Origin of the sequence: Catellatospora sp. TT07R-123, from assembly GCF_018327705.1 — a bacterium.
GTDB lineage: Bacteria > Actinomycetota > Actinomycetes > Mycobacteriales > Micromonosporaceae > Catellatospora.
Genome location: NZ_BNEM01000002.1, coordinates 2,036,486 through 2,058,488 on the forward strand (window position 1 = coordinate 2,036,486; position 22,003 = coordinate 2,058,488).

Annotated in this window: 19 protein-coding genes; 4 read left to right on the forward strand and 15 right to left on the reverse strand. The window is 72.5% G+C overall.

The annotated features are described in order from the left end of the window. The 4 genes from carA to pyrR are packed head-to-tail and all read right to left on the reverse strand — an operon-like array spanning position 1 to position 3,921. Positions 1–1,140 carry a glutamine-hydrolyzing carbamoyl-phosphate synthase small subunit gene (gene carA, locus Cs7R123_RS29110; RefSeq protein WP_212831114.1) on the reverse strand — a complete coding sequence of 380 codons (1,140 nt, stop codon included), beginning with the start codon at positions 1,138–1,140 and terminating at the stop codon, positions 1–3. Next, positions 1,137–2,444 carry a dihydroorotase gene (locus Cs7R123_RS29115; RefSeq protein ID WP_212831116.1) on the reverse strand — a complete coding sequence of 436 codons (1,308 nt, stop codon included), beginning with the start codon at positions 2,442–2,444 and terminating at the stop codon, positions 1,137–1,139. The genes carA and Cs7R123_RS29115 overlap by 4 nt, the downstream gene beginning before the upstream one ends. Next, positions 2,441–3,349: an aspartate carbamoyltransferase catalytic subunit gene (locus Cs7R123_RS29120; RefSeq protein ID WP_212831118.1), complete on the reverse strand. Its 909-nt coding sequence runs from the start codon at positions 3,347–3,349 to the stop codon at positions 2,441–2,443. The genes Cs7R123_RS29115 and Cs7R123_RS29120 overlap by 4 nt, the downstream gene beginning before the upstream one ends. Then, complete coding sequence (gene pyrR / locus Cs7R123_RS29125; protein ID WP_280517335.1) at positions 3,346–3,921, reverse strand: bifunctional pyr operon transcriptional regulator/uracil phosphoribosyltransferase PyrR; 576 nt, start codon at positions 3,919–3,921, stop codon at positions 3,346–3,348. Before pyrR ends, Cs7R123_RS29120 begins: the two co-directional genes overlap by 4 nt. 348 nt (positions 3,922–4,269) lie before the next feature. On the opposite strand from pyrR, the gene Cs7R123_RS29130 reads away from it, so the two are divergent. After that, positions 4,270–4,761 (forward strand): transcriptional regulator, encoded by a 492-nt coding sequence (locus Cs7R123_RS29130; RefSeq protein ID WP_212831120.1) that lies wholly within the window; start codon positions 4,270–4,272, stop codon positions 4,759–4,761. A 56-nt stretch (positions 4,762–4,817) separates the two neighbouring features. Here the strand turns inward: Cs7R123_RS29130 and nusB are convergent, their stop codons facing one another. After that, entirely contained in the window at positions 4,818–5,234 is a 417-nt protein-coding gene (nusB, locus tag Cs7R123_RS29135) for a transcription antitermination factor NusB (protein WP_212834626.1), read from the reverse strand. Between the two features lie 54 nt (positions 5,235–5,288). Beyond that, the gene (gene efp / locus Cs7R123_RS29140) at positions 5,289–5,846 is read right to left on the reverse strand and encodes an elongation factor P (protein ID WP_212834628.1); all 558 of its coding nucleotides are present in this window, start codon (positions 5,844–5,846) and stop codon (positions 5,289–5,291) included. A gap of 125 nt (positions 5,847–5,971) precedes the next feature. Between efp and Cs7R123_RS29145 the strand changes: the two genes are divergently transcribed. Together Cs7R123_RS29145 and Cs7R123_RS29150 are read left to right on the forward strand one after the other, a co-directional pair. Next, the gene (locus Cs7R123_RS29145; RefSeq protein WP_212831122.1) at positions 5,972–6,637 is read left to right on the forward strand and encodes a response regulator transcription factor; all 666 of its coding nucleotides are present in this window, start codon (positions 5,972–5,974) and stop codon (positions 6,635–6,637) included. Next, positions 6,634–7,932: a HAMP domain-containing sensor histidine kinase gene (locus Cs7R123_RS29150; RefSeq protein WP_212831124.1), complete on the forward strand. Its 1,299-nt coding sequence runs from the start codon at positions 6,634–6,636 to the stop codon at positions 7,930–7,932. Before Cs7R123_RS29145 ends, Cs7R123_RS29150 begins: the two co-directional genes overlap by 4 nt. A 3-nt stretch (positions 7,933–7,935) precedes the next feature. On the opposite strand, the gene Cs7R123_RS29155 is transcribed toward Cs7R123_RS29150, so the two are convergent. Together Cs7R123_RS29155 and Cs7R123_RS29160 are read right to left on the reverse strand one after the other, a co-directional pair. After that, entirely contained in the window at positions 7,936–8,550 is a 615-nt protein-coding gene (locus tag Cs7R123_RS29155) for a hypothetical protein (protein ID WP_212831126.1), read from the reverse strand. Between the two features lie 26 nt (positions 8,551–8,576). Further along, entirely contained in the window at positions 8,577–9,728 is a 1,152-nt protein-coding gene (locus Cs7R123_RS29160; protein WP_212831128.1) for a branched-chain amino acid ABC transporter substrate-binding protein, read from the reverse strand. 54 nt (positions 9,729–9,782) lie between these two features. Here Cs7R123_RS29160 and Cs7R123_RS29165 point away from each other — a divergent pair, with 54 nt between their 5' ends. After that, positions 9,783–10,325, forward strand: coding sequence for a hypothetical protein (locus Cs7R123_RS29165; RefSeq protein ID WP_212831130.1), 543 nt, complete (start codon positions 9,783–9,785; stop codon positions 10,323–10,325). Here the strand turns inward: Cs7R123_RS29165 and aroQ are convergent, their stop codons facing one another. The 7 genes from aroQ to Cs7R123_RS29200 form a co-directional block, all read right to left on the reverse strand. Further along, positions 10,326–10,760, reverse strand: coding sequence for a type II 3-dehydroquinate dehydratase (aroQ, locus tag Cs7R123_RS29170; protein ID WP_212831132.1), 435 nt, complete (start codon positions 10,758–10,760; stop codon positions 10,326–10,328). 28 nt (positions 10,761–10,788) lie between these two features. Continuing rightward, positions 10,789–11,865, reverse strand: coding sequence for a 3-dehydroquinate synthase (gene aroB / locus Cs7R123_RS29175; RefSeq protein ID WP_212831134.1), 1,077 nt, complete (start codon positions 11,863–11,865; stop codon positions 10,789–10,791). Between the two features lie 5 nt (positions 11,866–11,870). Further along, entirely contained in the window at positions 11,871–12,377 is a 507-nt protein-coding gene (locus Cs7R123_RS29180; protein WP_244872213.1) for a shikimate kinase, read from the reverse strand. Positions 12,378–12,388: 11 nt separating this feature from the next. Then, positions 12,389–13,567, reverse strand: a complete 1,179-nt coding sequence (gene aroC / locus Cs7R123_RS29185) for a chorismate synthase (protein WP_212831136.1) — start codon at positions 13,565–13,567, stop codon at positions 12,389–12,391. Positions 13,568–13,692: 125 nt separating this feature from the next. Then, a complete protein-coding gene (locus tag Cs7R123_RS29190) occupies positions 13,693–14,085 on the reverse strand; it encodes a hypothetical protein (RefSeq protein ID WP_212831138.1) in 393 nt (130 codons plus the stop codon). Positions 14,086–14,158: 73 nt separating this feature from the next. After that, positions 14,159–20,503, reverse strand: coding sequence for an RHS repeat domain-containing protein (locus Cs7R123_RS29195; protein WP_212831140.1), 6,345 nt, complete (start codon positions 20,501–20,503; stop codon positions 14,159–14,161). Between the two features lie 335 nt (positions 20,504–20,838). Beyond that, positions 20,839–21,939: a glycerophosphodiester phosphodiesterase gene (locus Cs7R123_RS29200; RefSeq protein ID WP_212831142.1), complete on the reverse strand. Its 1,101-nt coding sequence runs from the start codon at positions 21,937–21,939 to the stop codon at positions 20,839–20,841. Between the last annotated feature and the right edge of the window lie 64 nt (positions 21,940–22,003).

The window sequence follows — 22,003 nt, forward strand, 5'->3', positions numbered from 1 at the left end:
TCACTTACCGCCTTCGATGAGCTCGGCACTGCGCTTCAGATCCGGCTCAACAAGCTCGACGAAGCGGTCGAACAGGTAGTCGGCGTCGTGCGGCCCCGCTGCCGCCTCCGGGTGGTACTGCACGGTGAAGGCGGGCACGTCCAGGCACCGCAGCCCCTCCACCACGTTGTCGTTCAGGCACACGTGGGAGACCTCCGCCCGGCCGAAACCGGTCTCGACCACGCCCTCCAGCGGCGCGTCGACGGCGAAGCCGTGGTTGTGCGAGGTGACCTCGACCTTGCCGGTGAGGCGGTCCATCACCGGCTGGTTGATGCCCCGGTGGCCGTAACCCAGCTTGTACGTGCCGAAGCCCAGTGCCCGGCCCAGGATCTGGCTGCCGAAGCAGATGCCGAACAGCGGGATGCGCCGCCGCATCACCTCCTGCGCCAGCTCCATCGGGTGGTCGGCGGTGGCCGGGTCGCCCGGCCCCGGCGAGAGGAACACCGCGTCCGGCTTGACCGCGAGCAGCTCCTCGATCGTCGAGGCGGCGGGCAGCACGTGGGTGGTGACGCCGCGGGCGGCCAGGCGCCGCGGCACGTTGCGCTTGATGCCCAGGTCGAGGGCGGCCACCGTGTACCGGTGCACGCCGCTCGCGGCCACCGTGTACGTCTGCGGCGTGGTCACCTGCGCCGACAGGTCCGCCCCGCTCATCTGCGGCTGCTCCAGCACCCGCGCCAGCAGCGCCTGCGGGTCGGTCTCGGTGCTGGACACGCCCACGCGCATCGCGCCGCGCTCGCGCAGGTGCCGGGTCAGGGCCCGGGTGTCGATGCCGCTGATGCCGACGACGCCCGCCTGCTCCAGCCGGGTGCCGAGATCGACCTTGCTGCGCCAGTTCGACGGCACCCGGGCGGGGTCGCGGACCACGTAGCCGGCGACCCAGATGCGGTCGGACTCGTCGTCCTCGTCGTTGACGCCGGTGTTGCCGATGTGCGGCGCGGTCTGCACCACGACCTGGCGGTGGTACGACGGGTCGGTGAGCGTCTCCTGGTAACCGGTCATGCCGGTGGTGAAGACGGCCTCGCCGAACGTCTCGCCGACGGCGCCGTACGCCTGGCCGCGGAACGTCCGTCCGTCTTCCAGGACGAGGATCGCTTGCGTCACTTCTGCACCTTTCCGTCGAGCACGGTCGGCACGCCCCGCAGGAAGGTGGCGACGATGCGGCCGGGCACGGTCATCCCGGCGTACGGCGTGTTGTGGCTGAGACTGGCCAGCCCGGTCGCTTCGACCGTCCACCGCGCCGTGGGGTCGATCAGGGTGAGGTTCGCGGGGGCACCGGCCGTCAGGTCGTGCCCGTGGTTGTCGAGCCCGGCGATGCGCGCCGGGGCCCGGGACATGCGCTCGGCGATGAGGTCCCACATCGCCGGTTCCGCCGGCGTGCCGATGCTCTGCTCGCCGAGGGCCGCCAGCGTGATCGGCAGGGCGGTTTCGAGGCCGAGCATGCCGGGGCGCGCGTACGCCCACTCGCACTCCTTGTCCTCGGCGGCGTGCGGGGCGTGGTCGGTGGCGACGATGTCGATCGTGCCGTCGCGCAGGCCCTCACGCAGCGCCGCCACGTCGGCGTCGGTGCGCAGCGGCGGGTTCACCTTGTACACCGGGTCGTAGGACTCGGCCTTGACGTGGGTGAGCAGCAGGTGGTGCGGGGTGACCTCGGCGGTGACCCGCACGCCGCGGGCCTTGGCGACCCGGATGATCTCGACGCTGCCCGCGGTCGACACGTGGCACACGTGCAGGCGCGCGCCCACGTGCTCGGCCAGCAGCACGTCGCGCGCGATGATCGACTCCTCGGCCACGGCGGGCCAGCCGGTCAGGCCCAGGCGCGCCGAGACGTCGCCCTCGTGCATCTGGGCGCCCTCGGTGAGCCGGGGCTCCTCGGCGTGCTGGGCGATGACGCCGTCGAACGCCTTCACGTACTCCAGGGCCCGGCGCATCAGGCGGGGGTCGGCGACGCAGTGGCCGTCGTCGGAGAAGATCCGCACCCGGGCGGCGGAGTCGGCCATCGCGCCGAGCTCGGCCAGGCGCTCGCCGGCCAGGCCGATGGTGACCGCGCCGATGGGCTGCACGTCGACCAGCCCGGCCTCCTGGCCCAGCCGGTACACCTGCTCGACCACGCCCGCGGTGTCGGCCACCGGCGAGGTGTTGGCCATGGCGCAGACGGCGGTGTAACCGCCCAGGGCGGCGGCGCGCGAGCCGGTGTACACCGTCTCGGCGTCCTCGCGGCCCGGTTCGCGCAGGTGGGTGTGCAGGTCGACCAGGCCCGGCAGGGCCACCAGGCCGTCGGCGTCGACGACGGTCGCGCCGTCGGCCGACAGGCCGGTGCCGATCTCGGCGATCACGCCGTCGCGCAGCAGCAGGTCGGCGGGCTCACCGCCGATGATGCGCGCACCCTTGATCAACACGACGCTCACGAACGACCTCCGAGCAAGAGATAGAGGCAGGCCATCCGGACGCTGACGCCGTTGGTGACCTGCTCGACGATGGTGGAGCGGGGCGAGTCGGCCACCTCGGGCGTGATCTCCATGCCCCGGTTCATCGGGCCGGGGTGCATCACGATCCCGTGCGAGGGCATCCGGCGCAGCCGCGCGCCGTCCAGGCCGTAGCGGCGCGAGTACTCCCGCGCCGAGGGGAAGTACGAGTCGGTCATGCGCTCGCGCTGCACGCGCAGCATCATCACCACGTCGGCCTGCGGCAGCACCGCGTCCAGGTCGTAGGAGACCTGCACGGCGCTGCTCAGGTCGGTGGGCACCAGGGTCGGCGGCCCGACCAGGGTGACCTTGGCACCGAGGGTGTTGAGCAGCAGCACGTTGGAGCGGGCGACCCGGCTGTGCAGCACGTCGCCGACGATCGCCACGTGCAGCCCGTCCAGGCGGCCCATCCGGGCGCGCATCGTGTACGCGTCCAGCAGCGCCTGCGTCGGGTGCTCGTGCGTGCCGTCCCCGGCGTTGAGCACGCTGCCGCTGACCCAGGTCGCCAGCCGGTGCGGCGCGCCCGAGGCGGGGTGCCGGATGACCACCGCGTCGGCGCCCATGGCCTGGAGCGTCCAGGCGGTGTCCTTCAGGCTCTCGCCCTTGGCGACGCTGGAGCCCTTGGCCGAGAAGTTGATCACGTCGGCGCTCAGCCGCTTGGCCGCCGCCTCGAACGAGATGCGGGTGCGGGTGGAGTCCTCGTAGAAGAGGTTGACCACGGTGCGGCCGCGCAGCGTCGGCAGCTTCTTGATCTCGCGGCCGGAGACGCTGGCCATCTCGGTGGCGATGTCGAGGATCTCGGTCGCGGTGGCCGCGTCCAGGTCGGCCGCGGAGAGGAGGTGCTTCATGCCTGCTTGTCCTTTACCCCGGCGGTCAGTACGACCTCATCGATGCCGTCGATCTCCTGCAACCGCACCTTGACCTGCTCGGACAGGGCGGTCGGGATGTTCTTGCCGACGTAGTCGGCCCGGATGGGCAGCTGCCGGTGGCCCCGGTCGACCAGGACGGCCAGCTGCACGGCGGCAGGGCGGCCCAGGTCGCCGATGGCGTCGAGGGCGGCGCGGATGGTGCGGCCGGAGAAGAGCACGTCGTCGACCAGGACGACCCTGCGGCCGTCGATGCCGCCGGGCGGCTCCTCGGTGCGGCCCACCGCACGGATGGAGTTGCGGCGCAGATCGTCGCGGTAAAGAGTGATGTCGAGCGTGCCGACGGGAACCTCGCGGCCCTCGAAGGCGTGGATGCGCTCGGCCAGGCGGCGGGCGATGGGCACGCCGCGGGTGGCGATGCCGAGCAGGACCACGTCGCCGGCGCCCTGGGTCTTCTCCAGGATCTGGTGGGCGATGCGATCCACGACACGCTGCACGTCGGCGGCGGCGAGGACGATCTTCGAGGGTGCCTGCGCGGGCACCTGCTGGGGCACTGCTGCTGACTCGTCTGTCGTTGGGCGCGCCAAGGCAGACCTCCTTCCCCGCCTCACTGGACGGGTCGTTAAAGGATGTCGAGGTCAACGGTGCGCGGCCGAAACCGCCCCACCGTCATCTCAGTAAACTTAGCAGCGTGGGGTGCGGAACCCGCCGGAGGGTGCGCAACGAGCCGCAGCTCACACCGGTCACCCTGGCTGATCGGCTTAGTTGATCAGGCTATTCGGATGAGGTTGTCTCAACTAGTAGGCAGCCAGCACTTGACCAAGGCATCGGTATCGCCGTACCGTCACGCTGCGTAGCGATCGCTGGGGAAACCACCCCGGCCCACAGCTGGGAGTGTCGGAATGCCGTCTGATTACGCCAAGTCCCTCGGGGCGCGTCTGCGCTCGATCCGGCAGCAGCAGGGTCTGTCGCTGCAGGGCGTCGAGGAGAAGTCGAACGGGCGCTGGAAGGCTGTCGTCGTCGGTTCGTACGAGCGCGGCGACCGGGCGGTGACGGTCTCCCGGCTGGCCGAGCTGGCCGACTTCTACCGCGTACCGGTCGGCGAGCTCCTGCCCGACGGCCCGGCTCCGCGCCAGGAGGCGACCAGCAAGATCGTCCTCGACCTGGAGCGGCTGTACGACCAGGCCAAGGAGGACCTCGCCTCGGTGGCGCGGTACGCCCGCGCCATCCAGCAGCAGCGCGGCGACTACAACGGCCGGGTGCTGTCCATCCGGGCCGTCGATCTGCAGGCGCTGGCGGTGTTCTACGACTGCACCCCCAGCGAGCTGATCGAGCGCCTGGCCGACCACGGAGTGCTCGTGGCCGACCCCCGGGCGTTCTTCGCCGGCAGCTGACCGAACACCGAAAGAGGCCGCCCCCTCAGTGGGGGCGGCCTCTTTTCACGTCTGGCTCACTGCCTGCGGGGCGCGTAGTCCGCGATCCGGCCGAGCAGGCCGTTGAGGAAGCGCGGCGAGTCATCGGTGGACAGCTCCTTGGCCAGCTCGACCGCCTCGGTGATGGCCACCGGGTCGTCGATCTCCTCGACGTAGAGCAGCTCGAACACGCCGATGCGGGCCAGGTTGCGGTCGACGACCGGCATGCGGTCGATCGTCCACCCCTCCGCGAAGGTGGCGATGGTCTCGTCGATGTGGTCCAGGTTGCGGTCCACGCCCTCGACCAGCGACACCGCGTAGGGCAGATGCTCGGGCCGGGGGCTCTCCATCCGCTCCAGGTAGGCCGAGAGCACCCGCGGGATCGGCAGATCCCGCAGGTCGGCCTCGTACAGGACGTCGAGGGCCCGCTTGCGCGCCTTGCGGCGGGCGGGCATCTGCGCCTTCGGTGCCTCAGCCACGACTCATCCCCCGATGGGTCGCAGGGGACATCAGGCCCGGCCCAGGTAGCGGCTGTCGCGGGTGTCGACCTTGATCTTCTCACCGGTGGTGATGAACAGCGGCACCTGCACGATGGCGCCGGTCTCGATGGTGGCGGGCTTGTTGCCGCCGGTCGAGCGGTCGCCCTGCAGGCCCGGCTCGGTGTAGGTGATCTCGACGATGACGCTGGTCGGCAGTTCGACGTACAGCGGGGCGCTCTCGTGGGTCGCGACGATGACCTTGGCCTCCGGCAGGAGGAAGTTCACACCGTCGCCGAGGACCGTACCGGGGACGTGGATCTGGTCGTAGGTGTCCAGGTCCATGAAGACGAAGTCCTCGCCGTCGGGGTACAGGTACTGCATCTCCCGCTTGTCGACGTTGGCGGTCTCGACCTTGGTGCCAGCGTTGAAGGTCTTGTCGACGACCTTGCCGGTGAGCACGTGCTTGAGCGTCGTGCGCACGAACGCCGGACCCTTGCCCGGCTTCACGTGCTGGAACTCGACGACAGCCCACAGCTCCTTGTCGAGGTTGAGCACCATGCCGTTCTTGAGGTCGTTCGTGGTGGCCACAGCCATGCTCCCATTACATGATCAGTTAGTTGAGAAAGAACAGACCAGACGAGTTTACCGGCCCGTGATCTCAGCCGCTCGGCACGGGTGGCCCGCCCCCGCTCAGGCTGTGTAACGTCGCGCGCGTGCGGGTGCTGGTGGTCGAGGACGATCCTGAGGTGCGCGGCGTGGTCGTCACCGCGCTGCGCTCGGTCGGCTTCGCCGTGGACCAGGCCGCCGACTGGAGCCAGGCCGACCTGCGGATGAGCGTCAACGACTACGACTGCCTCGTCCTCGACCGGATCCTGCCCGAGGGCGACTCGGCCGGGCAGCTGCGCCGCCGCCGCCAGGCCGGGCTGGCCGTGCCGGCGCTGATGCTGACCGCGCTCGACGACGTCACCGACCGGCTCGCCGGGTTCGAGGCCGGCGCCGACGACTACGTGGTCAAGCCGTTCGTCGCCGCCGAGCTGGTGCTGCGCGTGCGGGCGCTGTGCCGCCGCCGGGGCAGCACGGTCGCGGCGGTGCTGCGCGCCGGGGACGTCGAGGTCGACACCGCCCGGCGCGAGGTGCGCCGCGACGGCGTGCTGCTGACGTTCACGCCCAAGGAGTTCTCCGTGCTGGAGCTGCTGCTGGTCCGCCGCCCCGCCGTGGTGAGCCGCACCGACCTGCTGGAGCACTGCTGGGACGAGCTGGCCGACCCCGCCTCCAACGTCGTGGACGTGGTCGTCGGGCAGCTGCGCCGCAAGCTCGGCGACCCGCCGGTGATCACCACGGTGCGCGGCAGCGGCTACCGCGTGGACCTGGCCGGATGAGGCGGCGCCCGAGCAGGCCGCCGACCGCTCCCGGGCGGCAGTTGCAGACCGCCGAGCGCCTGCTCAGCCTGCGGCTGCGGCTGACCGGCCTGCTGCTGGCCCTGAACCTGATCGGCCTGGCCGGGATGGGCGCGGTCGCCCTGGTCGTCGACGAGCGCCAGCGCAACGAGGCGGTCACCGCCGACCTGCACCGCACCGCGGGCACCGCCGTCGCGCTGCTGTACTACGACTCCGGCGTGCTGCGCCTGGACAAGCTGTTCGACAACGCGGTCGCCCAGGGCTCCACCGCCGTCTTCGTGTACGAGGCCGACCGCACCGACCTCAGCCTCGTCTTCGCCCACCCGGCGCACCTGGCCGTGATCCCGCCCGACACCCTGCTCACCCCCGCCCGCCAGGTGCGGCGCACCGCCGAGGACGCCAGCGCCACCGTCACCGACGAGCGCGACGAGATCGTGCACCTGCTCGCGGTGCCGTTCCGCCACACCGACACGGACGCCGTCGCCGGGACCGTGATCGCCGTCGCCGACCCCAGCCCCGGGCAGGCCGCGCACCGGCGGCTCGCGCTGGCCCTGGTCGTCGGCGGCACCGCGTTCACGGCCATGACCTGCCTCGGCGGGTGGATGCTGGCCCGCCGCGGCACCCAGCCCATCGCCGACGCGCTCACCCAGCAGGAGCGCTTCGTCGCCGACGCCGCGCACGAGCTGCGTACGCCGCTGACGGTGATCCGGGCCGTGTCCGAGTCCGCGCTGGCCGACACGGCCGCGCAGCCCGACGCGCTGCGCCGCGTCATCGGCGCCACCGACCGGCTCACCGACTCCGTCGCCGCGCTGCTCACCCGGGCCCGGCTGGTCGCGGGCCTGCGCCACCTCGAACGGCAGCGCTTCCGCCTCGACCAGCTCGCCGAGGAGGTGCTCGCCGAGACCGTGCAGCCGCCGCACACCGCCGCCGCCGACACCGCCGCGACCGTCGCCTCCGGCGACCCGACCCTGGTCCGCATCGCGCTGCGCAACCTGATCCACAACGCGGTGCAGCACGGCCGGGCCGGGGACGCCCCCGCCGACATCCGGCTGTCGGTGCACGACGGGGTCATCACGGTGCGCGACGCCGGGGCGGGCATCTCCGACGACGAGGCGGCCGGGCAGCGGTTCCGGCCCGGGGCGGCGGGCGGCACCGGGCTGGGGCTGGCGATCGCGCACTGGGTGGCCGAACTGCACGGCGGCACCCTGCGCCTGCAACCGTCCCCCGAGGGCGGCACCGAAGCGGTCCTCACCCTCCCACCCGACCCCACCCGCTGACGGTCAGCGGCGGCCGGTGGCCTCGCCGAGGAGCTGGTGGACCTGGTCGCGGCCGATGAGGCGGACCGCGTGGCGGCCGTCGCACGGCCCGTCGGTGATCGCGGTCAGCCCGAGCCGCCGTGCCGCCGCCACCAGCGTCTGCGCCGTCGAGGCCGAGCCGACCCGCACCGCCAGCGCCCCCGGCCGCAGCTCCGGCGCGTCGACCAGCAGCGCCATCCGCCACAGCCCGAGCGCGGCCTGGTGCCCGTCCATGTTCGGCCCGGGGGCGGCCAGCAGCAGCTCGCGGCTGCGCCAGGCGCCGGTCAGCGCCCGGGTGATCCGGTGGTACGACCCGATCGGCACCTCCACCCGCCAGCCGGTCCCGGCCGGGGCGACGGTGGCCCAGGTCAGCGTGGACAGCAGGCTGGCCAGCCGGGTCGCGGCGGCCTCGGTGCCGACGTGCGCGACGGCGGTGGCGCGGGCGGGCGCGTCGGTGCGGTGCCAGCCGGAGGGGCGCAGTTCGTGCCAGCCCAGTGCCGCCTCCAGCAGCGGGTACGCCCCGCCGGGGGCATCGGCCAGCGCCTGGTGCAGCGCCTGCGCGGTGCTCGGTGGAGCGGTCGCGATCAGGGTGGTCGCCACGTCGGGCTCCTCTCGTGCGGGGGCGGTCAGCTCTTGGGTATCTGCTGGTCGGTGGTGACGAGGCCGTCGTGGACCCGGTACGCCCAGACCAGCACCACGCCGTCGACCAGTTCACCCTGTGGGGTGAACTGGATGCGGCCGGTGACCCCGTCGGCCGTGTACGCGTCGACCCAGCGCTCCATCGCGTCGCGGTCGGTGTGCCCGGCTTCGAGGCCGGACAGCAGGATGGTGGCGGCGTCGTACGCCTCGGCGCTGTAGGTCGCCGCGTCGCGGCCGTACGCGGTGCGGTAGCGCTCGGGGAACCCGTCCGACGCCCGCTCGGGCGGCAGGCAGGCGCAGGTGATGATGGCGCCCTCGGCCGCCGCGACGCCCGCGGCGCGGACGAAGCCCGCGTCCTTCACGCCGTCCCCGGCGACGAAGACGGCCTTCACCCCGGCCTCGCGCATGGCGCGCAGCAGCGTGCCCGCGCCGGAGTAGTAGCCGCCGTAGAAGACGACGTCGGCCCCGGCGGAGCGGATCTGGCTGACGATCGCGGAGAAGTCGAGCTGGCGGGGTGCGACCACGCCCCGCTGCACCACGCGGCTGCTGAGCGTCGCGGCGACCTCGTCGGCCAGGCCCTGACCGTACGCGCCTCCGTCGTCGATGACGAAGACCTTGCTCCCGCGCAGCACCGCGTCGATGTAGCGGGCCGCGGCGGGCCCCTGCGCCGCGTCGTTGCCGAGCAGCCGGTGAAAGGTCGACCAGCCGCGCTTGCTGAGGTTGGTCCGGGTGGCCGAGGTGGTGATCATCGGGACGCCGCCCTGGGCCAGCAGCGGCCCGGCCGCCTCGGACTCGCCGGAGAACGCCGGGCCGATCACGCCGACGATGCGCGGGTCGGCGACCACGCGCTGGGCCAGCGCCGGGGCCTGCTTCGGGTCGGCCTGGGAGTCGAAGTCGAGCAGCCGGGCGGGGCAGTCGGGGTGGCGCTGGTTGTACTCGGCGAACGCGAGCGCGGCTCCGGAGCGGATGTTGGCACCCAGATCTGCCGAGTCACCGCTGAGCGGCCCGAGCACCGCCACCGACCGGTCGCAGGCGGCCTTCGGCGCGGCGGCGGGCGCGGCGGTGTCGCAGCCGGCCACGGCGGCCAGCCCGAGCAGGGCCGTCAGCATCCACACGGTTCGCCCAGCGGGGGTTCGCACAGCCCTCCCTCTCACGTAAGGTGCCAATCCTGCCCCGACGTGCGTGAGGATTGGATGAGTAACCCGGTGGAAACGGTGGGCCCGGCCGCGCGCCGCGCCCTGGCGGTGACGTTTTCCCTGCTCATCGCCGTGCTGGCGGGTTGCGACAGTACCCTGTCGGCCGCCCCGGCGGCATCGCCGCCGCAGCAGCAGGTGCGCGCCTCACCGCCGCATCCCGCGCTGTTCGGGATCCGGTCGGACACGCTGGGCTCGATCGTCATCGACGTGCAGGGGTACGTGCTGTACCGCTTCGACGGGGACTCGGCCGCGCCGTCGCGCGCGCTGTGCGTGGACGAGTGCGTGGCGGCCTGGCTGCCGGTGCCCGCGACCGACCCGGTACGGGTGGAGGGCATCGACCGGCAGCTGATCGGCTCGGTGCTGCGCCCCGACGGGGGCTACCAGCTGACCCTGGCCGGCTGGCCGCTGTACGGCTACCGCGGCGACCGCATGCCCGGCGACACGTTCGGCCACAGCCTGGACGGGCGGTGGTTCGCGGTCACCCCGGTCGGCACCCGGGCCGGGCCCTCCCCCGGCACCCTGGGCACCCCGGCGGGGTGATCAGTCCGTCAGCCGCCGGAACAGGTGCTCCAGCGCCAGCCGGTATCCGTCGACGCCCAGCCCGCAGATGACCCCGGTGGCGATCGCCGAGATCACCGAGTGGTGCCGGAACTCCTCGCGGGCGTGGATGTTGGAGATGTGCACCTCGACCAGGGGGCCGTTGAGCATCGCGCACGCGTCGCGCACGGCGTAGGAGTAGTGGCTCCACGCGCCCGGGTTGAGCACGACCGCGGCCCGCTCGTCGGCGGCCTGGTGCAGCCAGCCCACCAGCTCGGCCTCGCTGTCGGTCTGGCGGCACTGCACGTCCAGCCCTAGCTGCGAGCCGGTCTTCTCGCACAGCTCGACCAGCCCGGCGTACGACGTCATGCCGTACACGTCGGTCTGGCGGGTGCCCAGGCGCCCGAGGTTGACCCCGTTGAGCACGTACACCTTCATGCGGCGCTCTCCTTGCCCTTGCGGTCGGTCAGGGTGCGACGGCGGCGTAGGCCTGCTCCAGCAGCGCCTCGTCGTCGATGGGGACGGTCACCGGGCGGCCGACGCCGTCGAGCAGCACGAACCGCAGCGCCCGGCCGCGCGCCTTCTTGTCCACCGACATCACGGCGCGCAGCTGCTCCCAGGCATCGGCACGGTAGGTGACGGGCAGGTCCAGCGAGCGCAGGATGTCGCGGTGGCGCTGCTCGTCGGCCTCGGTGAGGCGGCCGGTGAGCACGCCCAGGCGCGCCGCGTACACGAGGCCGACGCTGACGGCGTGCCCGTGCGACCAGCGGTAGGCCTCAAGCCGCTCGATGGCGTGGCCCAGCGTGTGGCCGTAGTTGAGGATCTCGCGCAGGCCGGACTCGCGCAGGTCCTCGCCCACCACCCGCGCCTTCACGCTGATCTTGCGGGCGATCAGCTCGCGCAGCACCGGCCCGGCCGGGTCCAGCGCCGCCGCGGGGTCGGCCTCGATCAGGTCGAGGATGACCGGGTCGGCGATGAAACCGCCCTTGACCACCTCGGCCATCCCGGCGCGCAGCTGCCCGCCGGGCAGGGTCGCCAGCGCGGGCACCGGGCACAGCACCCCGGCGGGCGGGTAGAACGCGCCGACCAGGTTCTTGCCGGCGGCGGTGTTCACGCCGGTCTTGCCGCCGACGGCCGCGTCGACCATGCCGTTGACGCTGGTCGACACCGGCACCCAGGCCACGCCGCGCAGCCAGCAGGCGGCGACGAACCCGGCCAGGTCGGTGGCGGCACCGCCGCCCACGCCGACGACCGCGTCCGAGCGGGTGAATCTCGCCGCGCCGAGCTCCTCCCAGCAGCGCTGGGCCACCTCGACGGTCTTGCCCGCCTCGGCGTCGGGCACCTCGACCATGGTGACCTCGACGCCCGCCGCGGCGAGCACGGCGCGGGCCCGGTCGGCCCAGGCGCGCACCGGCGCCGGGTGCAGCACGGCCACCCGGGCCGCGCCCTTGACCAGGCCGGGCAGCTCGCCGAGCACGTCGTCGCCGACGACTACCTCGTACGGCCGCTCGCCGGCGACCGGGATGCGGATGTCCTGCGCCACGTGTCTCAGCCCTTCAGCAGGTCGGCGAGCTCCGCGGCGATCTCCTCCGCGTCGCGCCCGTCGGTCACCACCGTGACCGTGGCGACCTGCTGGTACAGCGGCCGCCGCTGGTCGAGCAGGAAGCGCAGGGTCGCGCGGGGGTTCAGGGCCAGCAGCGGCCGTCCCGCCCCCAGCCCGATCCGCGCCACCGCGTCGGACAGCTCCACGCTCAGGTAGGCCACGGTGTGCCCGGCCAGCAGGGCCCGGTTGGCCTCGGCCAGCACCGCGCCGCCGCCCAGCGCCAGCACCCCGTCGTGCTCGGCCAGCGCCGCAGCCAGCGCCGCCGACTCCAGCTCGCGGAAGTGCGGCTCGCCCTCGTCGATGAAGATGTCCGGGATCGGCTTGCCCACGGCCGCCTCGATGTCGGCGTCGGTGTCGCGGAACGCCACCCCGAACCGCTGCGCCAGCAGCTGCCCGACGGTGGTCTTGCCCGCACCCGGCGCGCCGACGAGCACGCACAACGGCTTGGTCACGGCGGTCCCTCTCAGCGGATGAGCAGGTTGTCGAGGTATCCGGCGAGGTTGCGGCGCATCTCGGCCACCGAGTCGCCGCCGAACTTCTCCGTGGCCGCCTCGGCCAGCACCAGGGCGAGCATCGCCTCGGCGACCACCGCGGCGGCGGGCACCGCGCACACGTCCGACCGCTGGTTGATCGCGGTGGCGACCTCGCCGGTGGTGACGTCCACGGTGGACAGCGCCCGGTTCAGCGAGGAGATCGGCTTCATCGCGGCGCGCACGCGCAGGGGCTCGCCCGAGGTGATGCCGCCCTCCAGGCCGCCGGCCCGGTCGGTGATCCGCTTCACGCCGTCGGGGGTCGGCACGATCTCGTCGTGCGCCACCGAGCCGCGCGAGCGGGCCTGGGTGAACGCGTCGCCGATCTCCACGCCCTTGATGGCCTGGATGGACATGAGCGCGGTGGCGATCCGCGCGTCGAGCTTGCGGTCCCACTGGGTGTGCGTGCCCAGGCCCGGCGGCACGTTGTAGGCGAGCACCTCGACGATGCCGCCGAGGGTGTCGGCGTCGCGCTTGGCCGCGTCGACCTCGGCGACCATGCGCTCGCTGGCCTGCGGGTCCAGGCAGCGCAGCGGGTCGGCGTCGATGCGCGCGGTGTCGCCGGGCACCGGGACCAGGCCGGGCTTGGCCGCGACCGAGCCGAGCTCGATGACGTGCGACAGGATCTCGATGCCGAACGCCTGGCGCAGCAGCTCCTTGGCGACGGTGCCGACGGCGACGCGGGCGGCGGTCTCGCGGGCGCTGGCGCGCTCCAGGATCGGGCGGGCGTCGGTGTGGCCGTACTTCTGCATGCCGGCCAGGTCGGCGTGGCCGGGGCGGGGGCGGGTCAGCGGCGCGTTACGCGACAGCGCGGCCAGCACGTCCGGGTCGACCGGGTCGGCGGCCATCACGGTCTGCCACTTGGGCCACTCGGAGTTGCCGACCTCGATCGCGACCGGGCTGCCCAGGGTGAGCCCGTGGCGCACCCCGCCGATGATGGTCACCACGTCCTGCTCGAAGGCCATCCGTGCGCCGCGGCCGTAGCCGAGGCGGCGGCGGGCGAGCTCGGCGCCGATGGCGCCACTGGTGATCTCGATTCCGGCGGGCACTCCGTCGAGCACGGCCACCAGCGCCGGCCCGTGCGACTCCCCTGCGGTCAGCCATCGCAACACGATCACCAGTCTGTCACGCCCGGCGGCGCGCCCTCCTTCGCGCCCCGCCCATGCCACCAGGCGGGACAGGCGTGATCGCGGGCACCCGGACCGGCCCGGGTGGCCGCGATCACGCCGCCGCCGGGTCAGGCCCGGCTGAAGTCGCAGGTCTTGCCGTCGTCGGGGTCGCCGATGGTGAGCACCAGCCGCAGCGAGTCCCCGGCACCCTTGATGTCGAGGTTGTCCCAGTGCTGGCCGTCGAGGTTGACCGCGACGCGCTGCGCCGGGCCGCCGGGGATGTCCTCGTCCAGCCGCCAGGTGCCGTGGTCGCCGGTGGTGGGGGTGGCGCCGATGGGCACCGCGCGCCCGGTGGCGGTGCCGCCCGCGACGAGGGTCAGGTCCGCGTCGCAGGAGCCGTGCCAGGCACCGACCAGGTCGGTGGTGGCCACGCGCGCCGGTTCGGACCCGCAGGCGCCGGTGAGCAGCAGCCCGGCCGCGGCGGCGGTGGCGGCGAGCAGTCGGGCAGAGGTCAGTGTCATGAGGATGCTCCTTGGTGCGCGGCGCGGGCCGGACTGCTCCGGCCCGCGCCGACAGCTTATGGGTGGACGGGGCTTACATGAACCAGATCCACCTGTTGCGGAACATGCGGGAGATGTAGTCCACCGGCGACGGTGCCGGAGCCGGGGGCTTGGGGTTCTTCAGGCTGATCGTCTCCGTCCAGCGGATCGTCTGGGTCTTCTTGGAGCCGGGGCCGGTCTCGCCGAAGTTCTCGTTGAGCTCCGGTTCGATCCGCTTGCGCCACCAGGGTCCGTAGCCGCCGAGCACCGGGCTGGTGTGGGTGGCCGAGTTGATGGTGCTGTTGTTGGTGACCTCGAACTCGACGGTGGCGGTGCCCGCCTGCTCGTCGACCGCCTTCACCGTGTACTTGAGCTGGTACGACCCGAGGAAGGCCGCCGACGAGTTGCTGGTGAAGTCGCTGACCAGCTTGTTGAGCGCCTCCGAGGCCGGGTCGGCCAGGCTGTACTTGTTGGTGTCGGACTGGCCTGCCTTGAGATCTCCGCTGTTGATCCGGTCGGCGATGAGCTGCCGCGTCGCCTGGACGTGCTGGTGCTGCTGCAGCGTCTGGGTGAAGCGGTTGTCGTCGGTCAGCGTGCGGTCCTTCGGCCCGTTGCCGGTCGCCCACTCCCAGCCCAGCCGGAAGGCGGACGGGTCGCTGGGCGTGCCCATGACGGCGGTGTTGGTCTGCTGCACGGCGTCCCAGGCCAGGTCGGCCGGGCCGCCCAGGACCTCGGTCACCCCGTCGATGACCGGAGCCACCTTCTGGCCGAAGTTGTCGATCTTGTTCATGGCGTTGGCCACCGGGTGGCCGATCGTCTCGACCCCGGCGATCCAGGCGCGGGCGAACGTCTCCTTGCCGACGTCGCACAGCCAGCACAGACCGCTGGGGTCGGACTGCGTCACCGGGCTGTTGCCCGCGTAGCCGTAGCCGGTCCAGCTCTGCGTGACCGCGAAGTCGAACACCGGGTCGACGCTGATGAACCGGCCCAGGGTGCTGTCGTACTCGCGGGCGCCCAGGTGGGTCAGGCCGGTCGGGTCGACCTCGCCGCCGACGAAGCCCTTGCTGTTGGGCCAGGCCGGGTTGGCGCCCCGCGCGTTGCCGTACGGGTCCTGCCGCCGCTGGGTGACCGCCTGGTTGCCCGAGGCGATCGCGATCTGCTGGGTGCCCTGGTTGTCGGAGACGAGCCAGGTCAGCGGAGCACCGGTGCTGACCGAGGCGATCGCCTGCCCGCCCCAGCTGTAGTAGCGGGTGGCGGTGACGGTGCCGGTGGACTTGTTGCGCCGCACCTCGTGGTCGGGCAGGTACAGCGTGGTGGTGGTGGCGTCGGACGCGATCAGCCGCGCGCCGTCGGCCGTGTACAGGTAGGACGCGATCTCGGTGCCGGTCCCGGCGGCGCTGACCCGGTTCAGCCGGCCCTCCTCGTCCCAGGCCAGCGTCTGGCCGGGGCGGGACGTGGTGTTGCCGGTGCTGTCGTAGCCGTAGCTGTCGGTCCGGTTGACGCCCGGCCCCGTGGTGGCGACACTGCCCACCGCGTGCGGCTGCGCCGCCGTGGCCGGGTAGGTGTAGGTGGCGGTGGTGTCGCCCGCCGAGGCGTGCAGCGTCTGCGTCTTGCGGTCGCCGACCGCGTCGAACGTCCAGGACTGCCAGTACGCCGCCGGGCCGCCCAGCGCCGCCGCCGACTTGGCGTCGGTGCACGACCCCGAGGACGGCGTCCAGGCGTCGGTGACCCGCTGCGCCCCGTCGTAGGCGAAGCACTGCGTGTCGGCCGTCGACTGGTCGGCGATCTTCGTGATGTTGCCGAAGGCGTCGAAGGCGTAGTTCACGTCCGCGACCGCCTGCGGTGCCGTCTGGCGGACCGTCTGGGCCCGGGTCAGCCGCCGGGTGGCGTCGTCGTAGGTGAAGCTGCGCTGCACCCAGCTGCCGCCGGTGAGCTGGTACTGCGTGAAGCTCAGCTCGCCGTAGGCGGTGTAGTCGGTGTTGGCGACGTACTGGCCGAAGCCGGGCACGTTGGTCTGGAGCTGCTCGGCCAGGCCCGTCACCGGGTCGTAGGTGTAGGTCACCGTCTCGGCGCCCAGGCTGCCCACGTTCGGGTACGTGACCGCGGCCGGCGAACCGTCCACCTTGTACGTCCGCGTGATCGTGTACGTCCCGGCCAGGCCGGTCTGCGACGCCGGGATCACGAAGTCCTCACCGGTGGACTGGTACGTCGGCGTGTAGCCGCGCACCTTGACCTTGTACTCGTCGGTGCCCGTCCAGCGGCTGGCCGAGGCCAGCTGGCCCTTGCCGCCCGCCGGGTCGTACGCCCAGCTCGCGAGCTTGGTCCCGGAGGTCGAGCCGACGAACTCGGCGGTCTTACGGCCCAGGTTGTCGTAGGAGTACGCCAGCTTGGCGCCGCGCGAGTCGGTGGTCGACAGCAGGTCGCCGGCGTCGTTGAACTCCGCGCTGGAGTCGCCCTTGTCCGGGTCGTGCATGCCGGTCTGCCGGCCGAGCAGGTCGAACTGGTAGGACCAGGTCGTGTTCGCGTTGTCGGTGACGGAGTCCTTCTGGCCCTTGCCGTTGTAGTGGTAGGTGGTCAGGTCGTACAGCGCGCGGGTGCCGCTGCCGACGTCGGCGGGGTCGTGGTATTCCCGCTGCTCGACGGTGTGCCCGGCGGCGTCGGTGAGCCGGGTGAGGGCGGTGCCCCCGGCCGGCGGCACGACGGACACCCGGTCGCCGCCGTACGTCGTCGTGGTGCGCGAGATCTCCGCGCCCGCCGACTTCATGATCTCCACGACGGCCCGGTCGGCCCGGTCGTACTGCTTGAGCGTCAGGGTCTTCGGCTGCCAGTCCAGGATGGTGAACAGGGTCGTCGACGGCTGGACGGAGGCGTCGAAGTGGGTGCTGACCACCGACTCCCGGCCGAGCGCGTCGTACTTGGTCTCGCTGAAGATGGTCCCGACGTTGCCGGCCGCCTGCGACGGCGACTGGCTCTGCCGCGGCCGCAGCAGCCCGTCGAACAGCGCGTACGTGTTCACGTAGGCGCTGGCGGCGTTGAGCTTCTGCGTGGTGACCGCGGTCGGCCCGCCCGAGTTGCGCACGAGGTAGGCGAACTGCGAGCTCGGCTGGGCGGGGTAGGTCGCCTTGAGGTGGTTGGGCAGCCACACCTGCGTGATGCGCCCGAGCGCGTCGTAGCTGATGTCGGTGCGCCTGCTGTTGACGTCGACCTTCGCCGTCACGCTGCCCCAGGCCGGCTCCAGGTCCTGGTAGCTGGACCAGGTGTTGGGGTTGGTGGTGGTGATCCGGGTGACCGGACCGCCACTGGCCGGGGTGTACGCGGTCAGCGTGTGGTTGCCGCGCGCGTCGGTGGCGTCCACGCCCCGGCCGTACGCGTCGAACGCCTCGGTGGCGACGATCAGCCACACCGGGCCGCCCGCCGACGTCCAGCTCTTGGCCCGCTCGGTCCGGGTGGTCTCACCCTTGGTCGGCGCGCTGCCGTAGGCCTGCCCGTCGAAGCTCGCCCGGGTGAGCTGGATGACGTCGGCCTCCGACTGCGGGTTCTTGTCGCAGGTCAGCGCGTAGATCTCGGTCTGCCCGGCGAGGCTGAGCAGGTTGAGGCCGGTGCTGCGGTTGTAGGTGGTCTTGGTGCACTTCTCGTCCCCGGTGACCGCGACGTCGCCGAGGTCCTCCAGCTGGGTCACCATGCCGTACCCGTCCATGACGGTGTTCTGCCGGGTCACCCGCCAGCCGCCCGCGGCGACCTTGATCGCCGACCAGGTGGCCGTCATGCCGGTGGCCCGCGCGGTCGCGGTGGTCTGGCCCATGTTCCGCGACGCGGTCACCGCACCCTGCCAGGGCTGCGAGGCCGTCGCGCTGACCGGCTGCGCCTCCGTGCCGTCGTACACGGTCGACAGGCGGACCATGCCGCTGAAGCGGTCCTCGTCGTTGACGGCCGAAGCGTCGGCGGTGTCGGTGGTGTCGCCGTCGCCGTTGAGGTCCAGCGCGGGCAGGGTCACCGAGCGCTTGCTGCCGGAGCCGTTCAGGTCGTCGTGCATGCCGCGGAAGAAGATGCTCTCCGACAGCGACTCGATGCCCGAGCCGGGGTCGCCGACCCGGGTGTTGACCTGGCTGTAGCCGCGGAAGTCCGACCAGGTGCGCAGGTTGTCCTTGGTCAGCCCGTCGTCGTCGGTGTGCCGCCAGGCGGCGCCGCCCACGTACTCGTAGCTGGTGACCACGTCCGGGCTGCCGCCGACCAGGTCGGCCTGGGTGACCGAGGTGACCAGGTACTTGTGGAAGTACTCCGTCTTGATCGACTTGTCCGGCTGCTCCTCCAGCACCGGGTAGCAGCGCATGGTGTTGGTCTGCGGCGAGGCCGGCATGTGCGAGCCCGCGACGCAGTCCGGACCCGTGTACCGGATGTCGACCTTGCCGCCGGTGTCGGTCCAGATGGTGCCCATCCGCATCCAGTTCATCGCCGGCTTGCCGTCGGTGGCCGTGTCGACGCGGTTGGGCAGCTGGATCCAGTCGAAGTTGACGTCCGGCATGGACACGCTGCCGCCGGAGACGGCCGAACCCGCCGCCAGGCCGGTGTGCGCCACGGACTCCAGCCACAGGCCCGCGCGGGTGCCGTCGCCGGGGTCCGGGAAGTTGTGGGTCAGGGTCCACGACTCCACGTCGCGGTACTGCGCCCCGGCCGCGTCCCAGACCTTCGCCGTCACCGACGCCAGGCGCTTGGTGCTCCAGAACGTCGGCGAGTACTTGTTGGCGCAGGAGGTGCCGGTGCACTCCAGGTCCCACGGCACATCCGGCCAGTGCGCCTGGTCGTGCGTGGCGCACGAGGACAGGCACCGGTCGGCCGTGCCGAACGCGATGCGCATCGGCGCCGCGGTCGAGGTGTTCTCGGTGTCGGTGCCCGAACGCCGGTCGGTGCCGTAGTCGATGTGGTCCAGCGTGCCGCCGCGCACGTAGCTGACGACGTCGCTGCTGCTCAGGTTGCGGCCGTACTTGTTGGTCTCGGACGCGTAGAACAGCGACATGGAGTTGCCGTGCAGGTCCACCACGTAGTCGAGGTTCCAGCGCCAGGCCTGGTTGCAGAACGACGCGACGAAACCGCTGGCGTGGCACGGCTCACCGGTGTGGTTGCCCGCCACCGGCGCCGTCCAGACCGAGCCGGTGGTCTTGTTCGCCGGGGCGGTGCCGGTGTATCCGGGCAGCCGGTTGAGGCCGAAGAAGTACTGGTTGCCGTCGGGCGTGGTGACCTTCCAGTACTCGTTGTCGTTGTCGCCGTTGACCGTGTTGTTCAGCCGCTCCACCTTGGAGCCGTCGTCGTTCTTCAGCCGCCAGGTGCCGGCCGCGTCGTCCCTGATCAGCTCGTTGGAGCGGCCGTTGAGGGAGATGACCGCGTTGTCGGTGCCCCAGCACTGGTCGCCGCTGTCGGTGGTGTTGTTGGCACCCGACCCCTTGTCGCTGGCGCACGGCTTGTACCGGCGCTCGACGTAGCCGGGCCAGTAGTCGAAGCCCTCACCGACCCAGGTCGGCTGGTTGTTGCTGGTCTCGCTGCGGCCGTCGACCGCCGACGAGGAGTAGGCCAGCGACATCGAGGGCTTCGGGCCGCCCAGCGACGGCGGGCTGCGCAACGGGTACGTCCACGAGAAGTCACCGGTGCTGCCGCCCGCCGACCAGCTCGACGACGCCTGCAGGTTGGTCGCGCCGTAGTCGCCGTCGCTGCCGCTCGACCCGGCCGCCAGGGCCAGCATCGTGCCGCCCGCGGCGGCGCTGCGCACCGTGGCGTCGGCGGTCACCGTGCCGGTCTTGGCGTCGTTGACCGAGGCCAGCGGCACCGGCGCGCAGCCGGGCGCGTCCGGCGTGGTGACCGAGCAGTCGGGCAGGGCGTACAGCCGCAGCCGCGACGACCAGCCCGCGCCGTACTTCCCGGCGAACCCGGTGTAGTCCACGCTGACCGTGGCCCGGCCCGGGGTGGACACCCCGTCGGCCCGGCCGACCCGCAGCACCATCGCGTCGCGCAGCGGGGCCGGGACCTTGGCCCGGTCCACCACGCTGACCTGCGCCTTGCCCACCTTGGCCGCCTTCGCGTCCGCCTTGGCGGGCACGCGCAGCTCGACCGGCAGCCCGGCCGCCCGGCCGCGGCCCTGCGCCAGGTCCACCGTCGCGGTCGCCGCGGCGGGCCACGCCGCCGGCTTCAGCACGCGCACCGCGGTGCCCTGCGACAGGTCCTTGGGCCGGGGCGCGGCGCCGACCGCCGTGCCCCGGATCGAATCCGTGCGCTGGGTCGTCAGCGCCGCCGCAGCAGCCGGCGACGAAACCGCCGGAGCCAGGGCGAGCACCGCCACGGTGGTGACGGCGCTGACGGCGATCCGCAGTGCGGCGCGCACCGGCGCCACATGTCGGAACGCTGGTCTCATGACGTTCTCCTCAATCGATGATCGATCCACATAGGACATACGTTGGCGAGCAGGCGGCACCGGAGCGCCCACGTCCGCGGCGTGGGCGCCCTGATGCGACACCGGTGGAAGATCCCTGCGGCGAGCGCCGCACGGAGGAACCGCACTGCCCCGGCGACCGCGCGTGGCGCCGTTCAGTGGCAACAGCGTGCCAAGCCGGCACCCGGCCTGTCAGCGGGGAAGCGGTGACAGCAACGTGTCTGAGCGCAACGTGTCCGGCGCCCGGCCCGGTCGGCGGGCATGCGAAAAGGCACCCGCCGCGCAGGTCGCGCGGCGGGTGCCTCTGCTGTTCGGGATCAGGCGGCCAGCGAGCGGGCCAGCACGCCGAGGTCGGCGTTGTCGGTGAAGAAGCCGTCGACCCCGGCCGCGATGTAGGCGGCCAGCTCGTCCAGCAGGCGGCCGTACTCGGTGGGGACGGTGCCGTTGCGCAGGTTCACCGGCAGGAACTGGTTCTCGGCCCGGAACGTGTACGGGTGCACCTTCAGCCCGGCCTGGTGCGCGTCGGCGATCAGCGGGGTGGGCGCGCCCAGCGACCCGTCGGCCAGCCGCGCGATCACCATCGTCTTCTCCGGCCCGATGCCCTGCACGAACGTGGCCAGCTCAGCCAGGCCCGCCGGGGACAGGTAGTCGGCGTACGGGCGCGGGTCGTTGAACGGGGTGCCCGCCCCGGCCAGGAACACCAGCGGCGCCTTGACCCGGAACTCGCTGCGCAGGCGGCGCAGGTTGGCCGCCTCGAACGACTGCACGAACACCGGCGCGTCGCGGCGGTCCAGCCCGTGCCGGCGCAGCGCCGCCACCAGCGGGCCCTCCAGCGCCAGCCCGATCCCGGCGAAGTACGTCGGGTGCTTGGTCTCCGGGTAGACGCCGATCTCGCGGCGCAGCTCGCGCGACAGGCGCTCGCGCAGCTCCAGGACCTCCGTGAAGGTCGGCACCTCGAACAGGCCGTTGTAGACCGTGTTGCGCTGGCGCACCGCGGGCAGCCGCTCGACCGCGCGCAGCGTCTTCAGCTCGGCCAGGGTGAAGTCCTCGGTGAACCAGCCGGTGACGCTGAGCCCGTCGACGGTCTTGGTGGTGCGGCGGGCGGTGAACTCCGGGCGCGACGCGACGTCGGTGGTGCCGGAGATCTCGTTCTCGTGCCGGGCCACCAGCACACCGTCGGCGGTGCTGACCAGGTCGGGCTCGATGAAGTCGGCACCCATGCGGGCGGCCAGCTCGTACGAGGCGAGCGTGTGCTCGGGCCGGTAGCCGCTGGCGCCGCGGTGGCCGACCACGAGCGGGCGGCGCGACGACGGGCGCGGACGGTCGTCGTCGTCGGCCCAGGCGGGCACCCCGATCAGCGCGGGGGCGGCCACCGCCGCGCCGAGCGCCCCGGCCGCGAACAGTTCCCGGCGGTCCATTCTCTTGCACCTCCACAGGCGGGCTGCATGTCGAGGTGAGTCCAGGCGACCCGGGCGGCGCGCC

Bases quoted from the DNA above. Each gene is read 5' to 3' on its own strand.
- Cs7R123_RS29120 (WP_212831118.1), bottom strand. From the start codon at position 3,349: ATGAAGCACCTCCTCTCCGCGGCCGACCTGGACGCGGCCACCGCGACC.
- Cs7R123_RS29130 (WP_212831120.1), top strand. From the start codon at position 4,270: ATGCCGTCTGATTACGCCAAGTCCCTCGGGGCGCGTCTGCGCTCGATC.
- nusB (WP_212834626.1), bottom strand. From the start codon at position 5,234: ATGCCCGCCCGCCGCAAGGCGCGCAAGCGGGCCCTCGACGTCCTGTAC.
- Cs7R123_RS29150 (WP_212831124.1), top strand. From the start codon at position 6,634: ATGAGGCGGCGCCCGAGCAGGCCGCCGACCGCTCCCGGGCGGCAGTTG.
- Cs7R123_RS29165 (WP_212831130.1), top strand. From the start codon at position 9,783: ATGAGTAACCCGGTGGAAACGGTGGGCCCGGCCGCGCGCCGCGCCCTG.
- aroQ (WP_212831132.1), bottom strand. From the start codon at position 10,760: ATGAAGGTGTACGTGCTCAACGGGGTCAACCTCGGGCGCCTGGGCACC.
- Cs7R123_RS29190 (WP_212831138.1), bottom strand. From the start codon at position 14,085: ATGACACTGACCTCTGCCCGACTGCTCGCCGCCACCGCCGCCGCGGCC.
- Cs7R123_RS29195 (WP_212831140.1), bottom strand. From the start codon at position 20,503: ATGAGACCAGCGTTCCGACATGTGGCGCCGGTGCGCGCCGCACTGCGG.
- Cs7R123_RS29200 (WP_212831142.1), bottom strand. From the start codon at position 21,939: ATGGACCGCCGGGAACTGTTCGCGGCCGGGGCGCTCGGCGCGGCGGTG.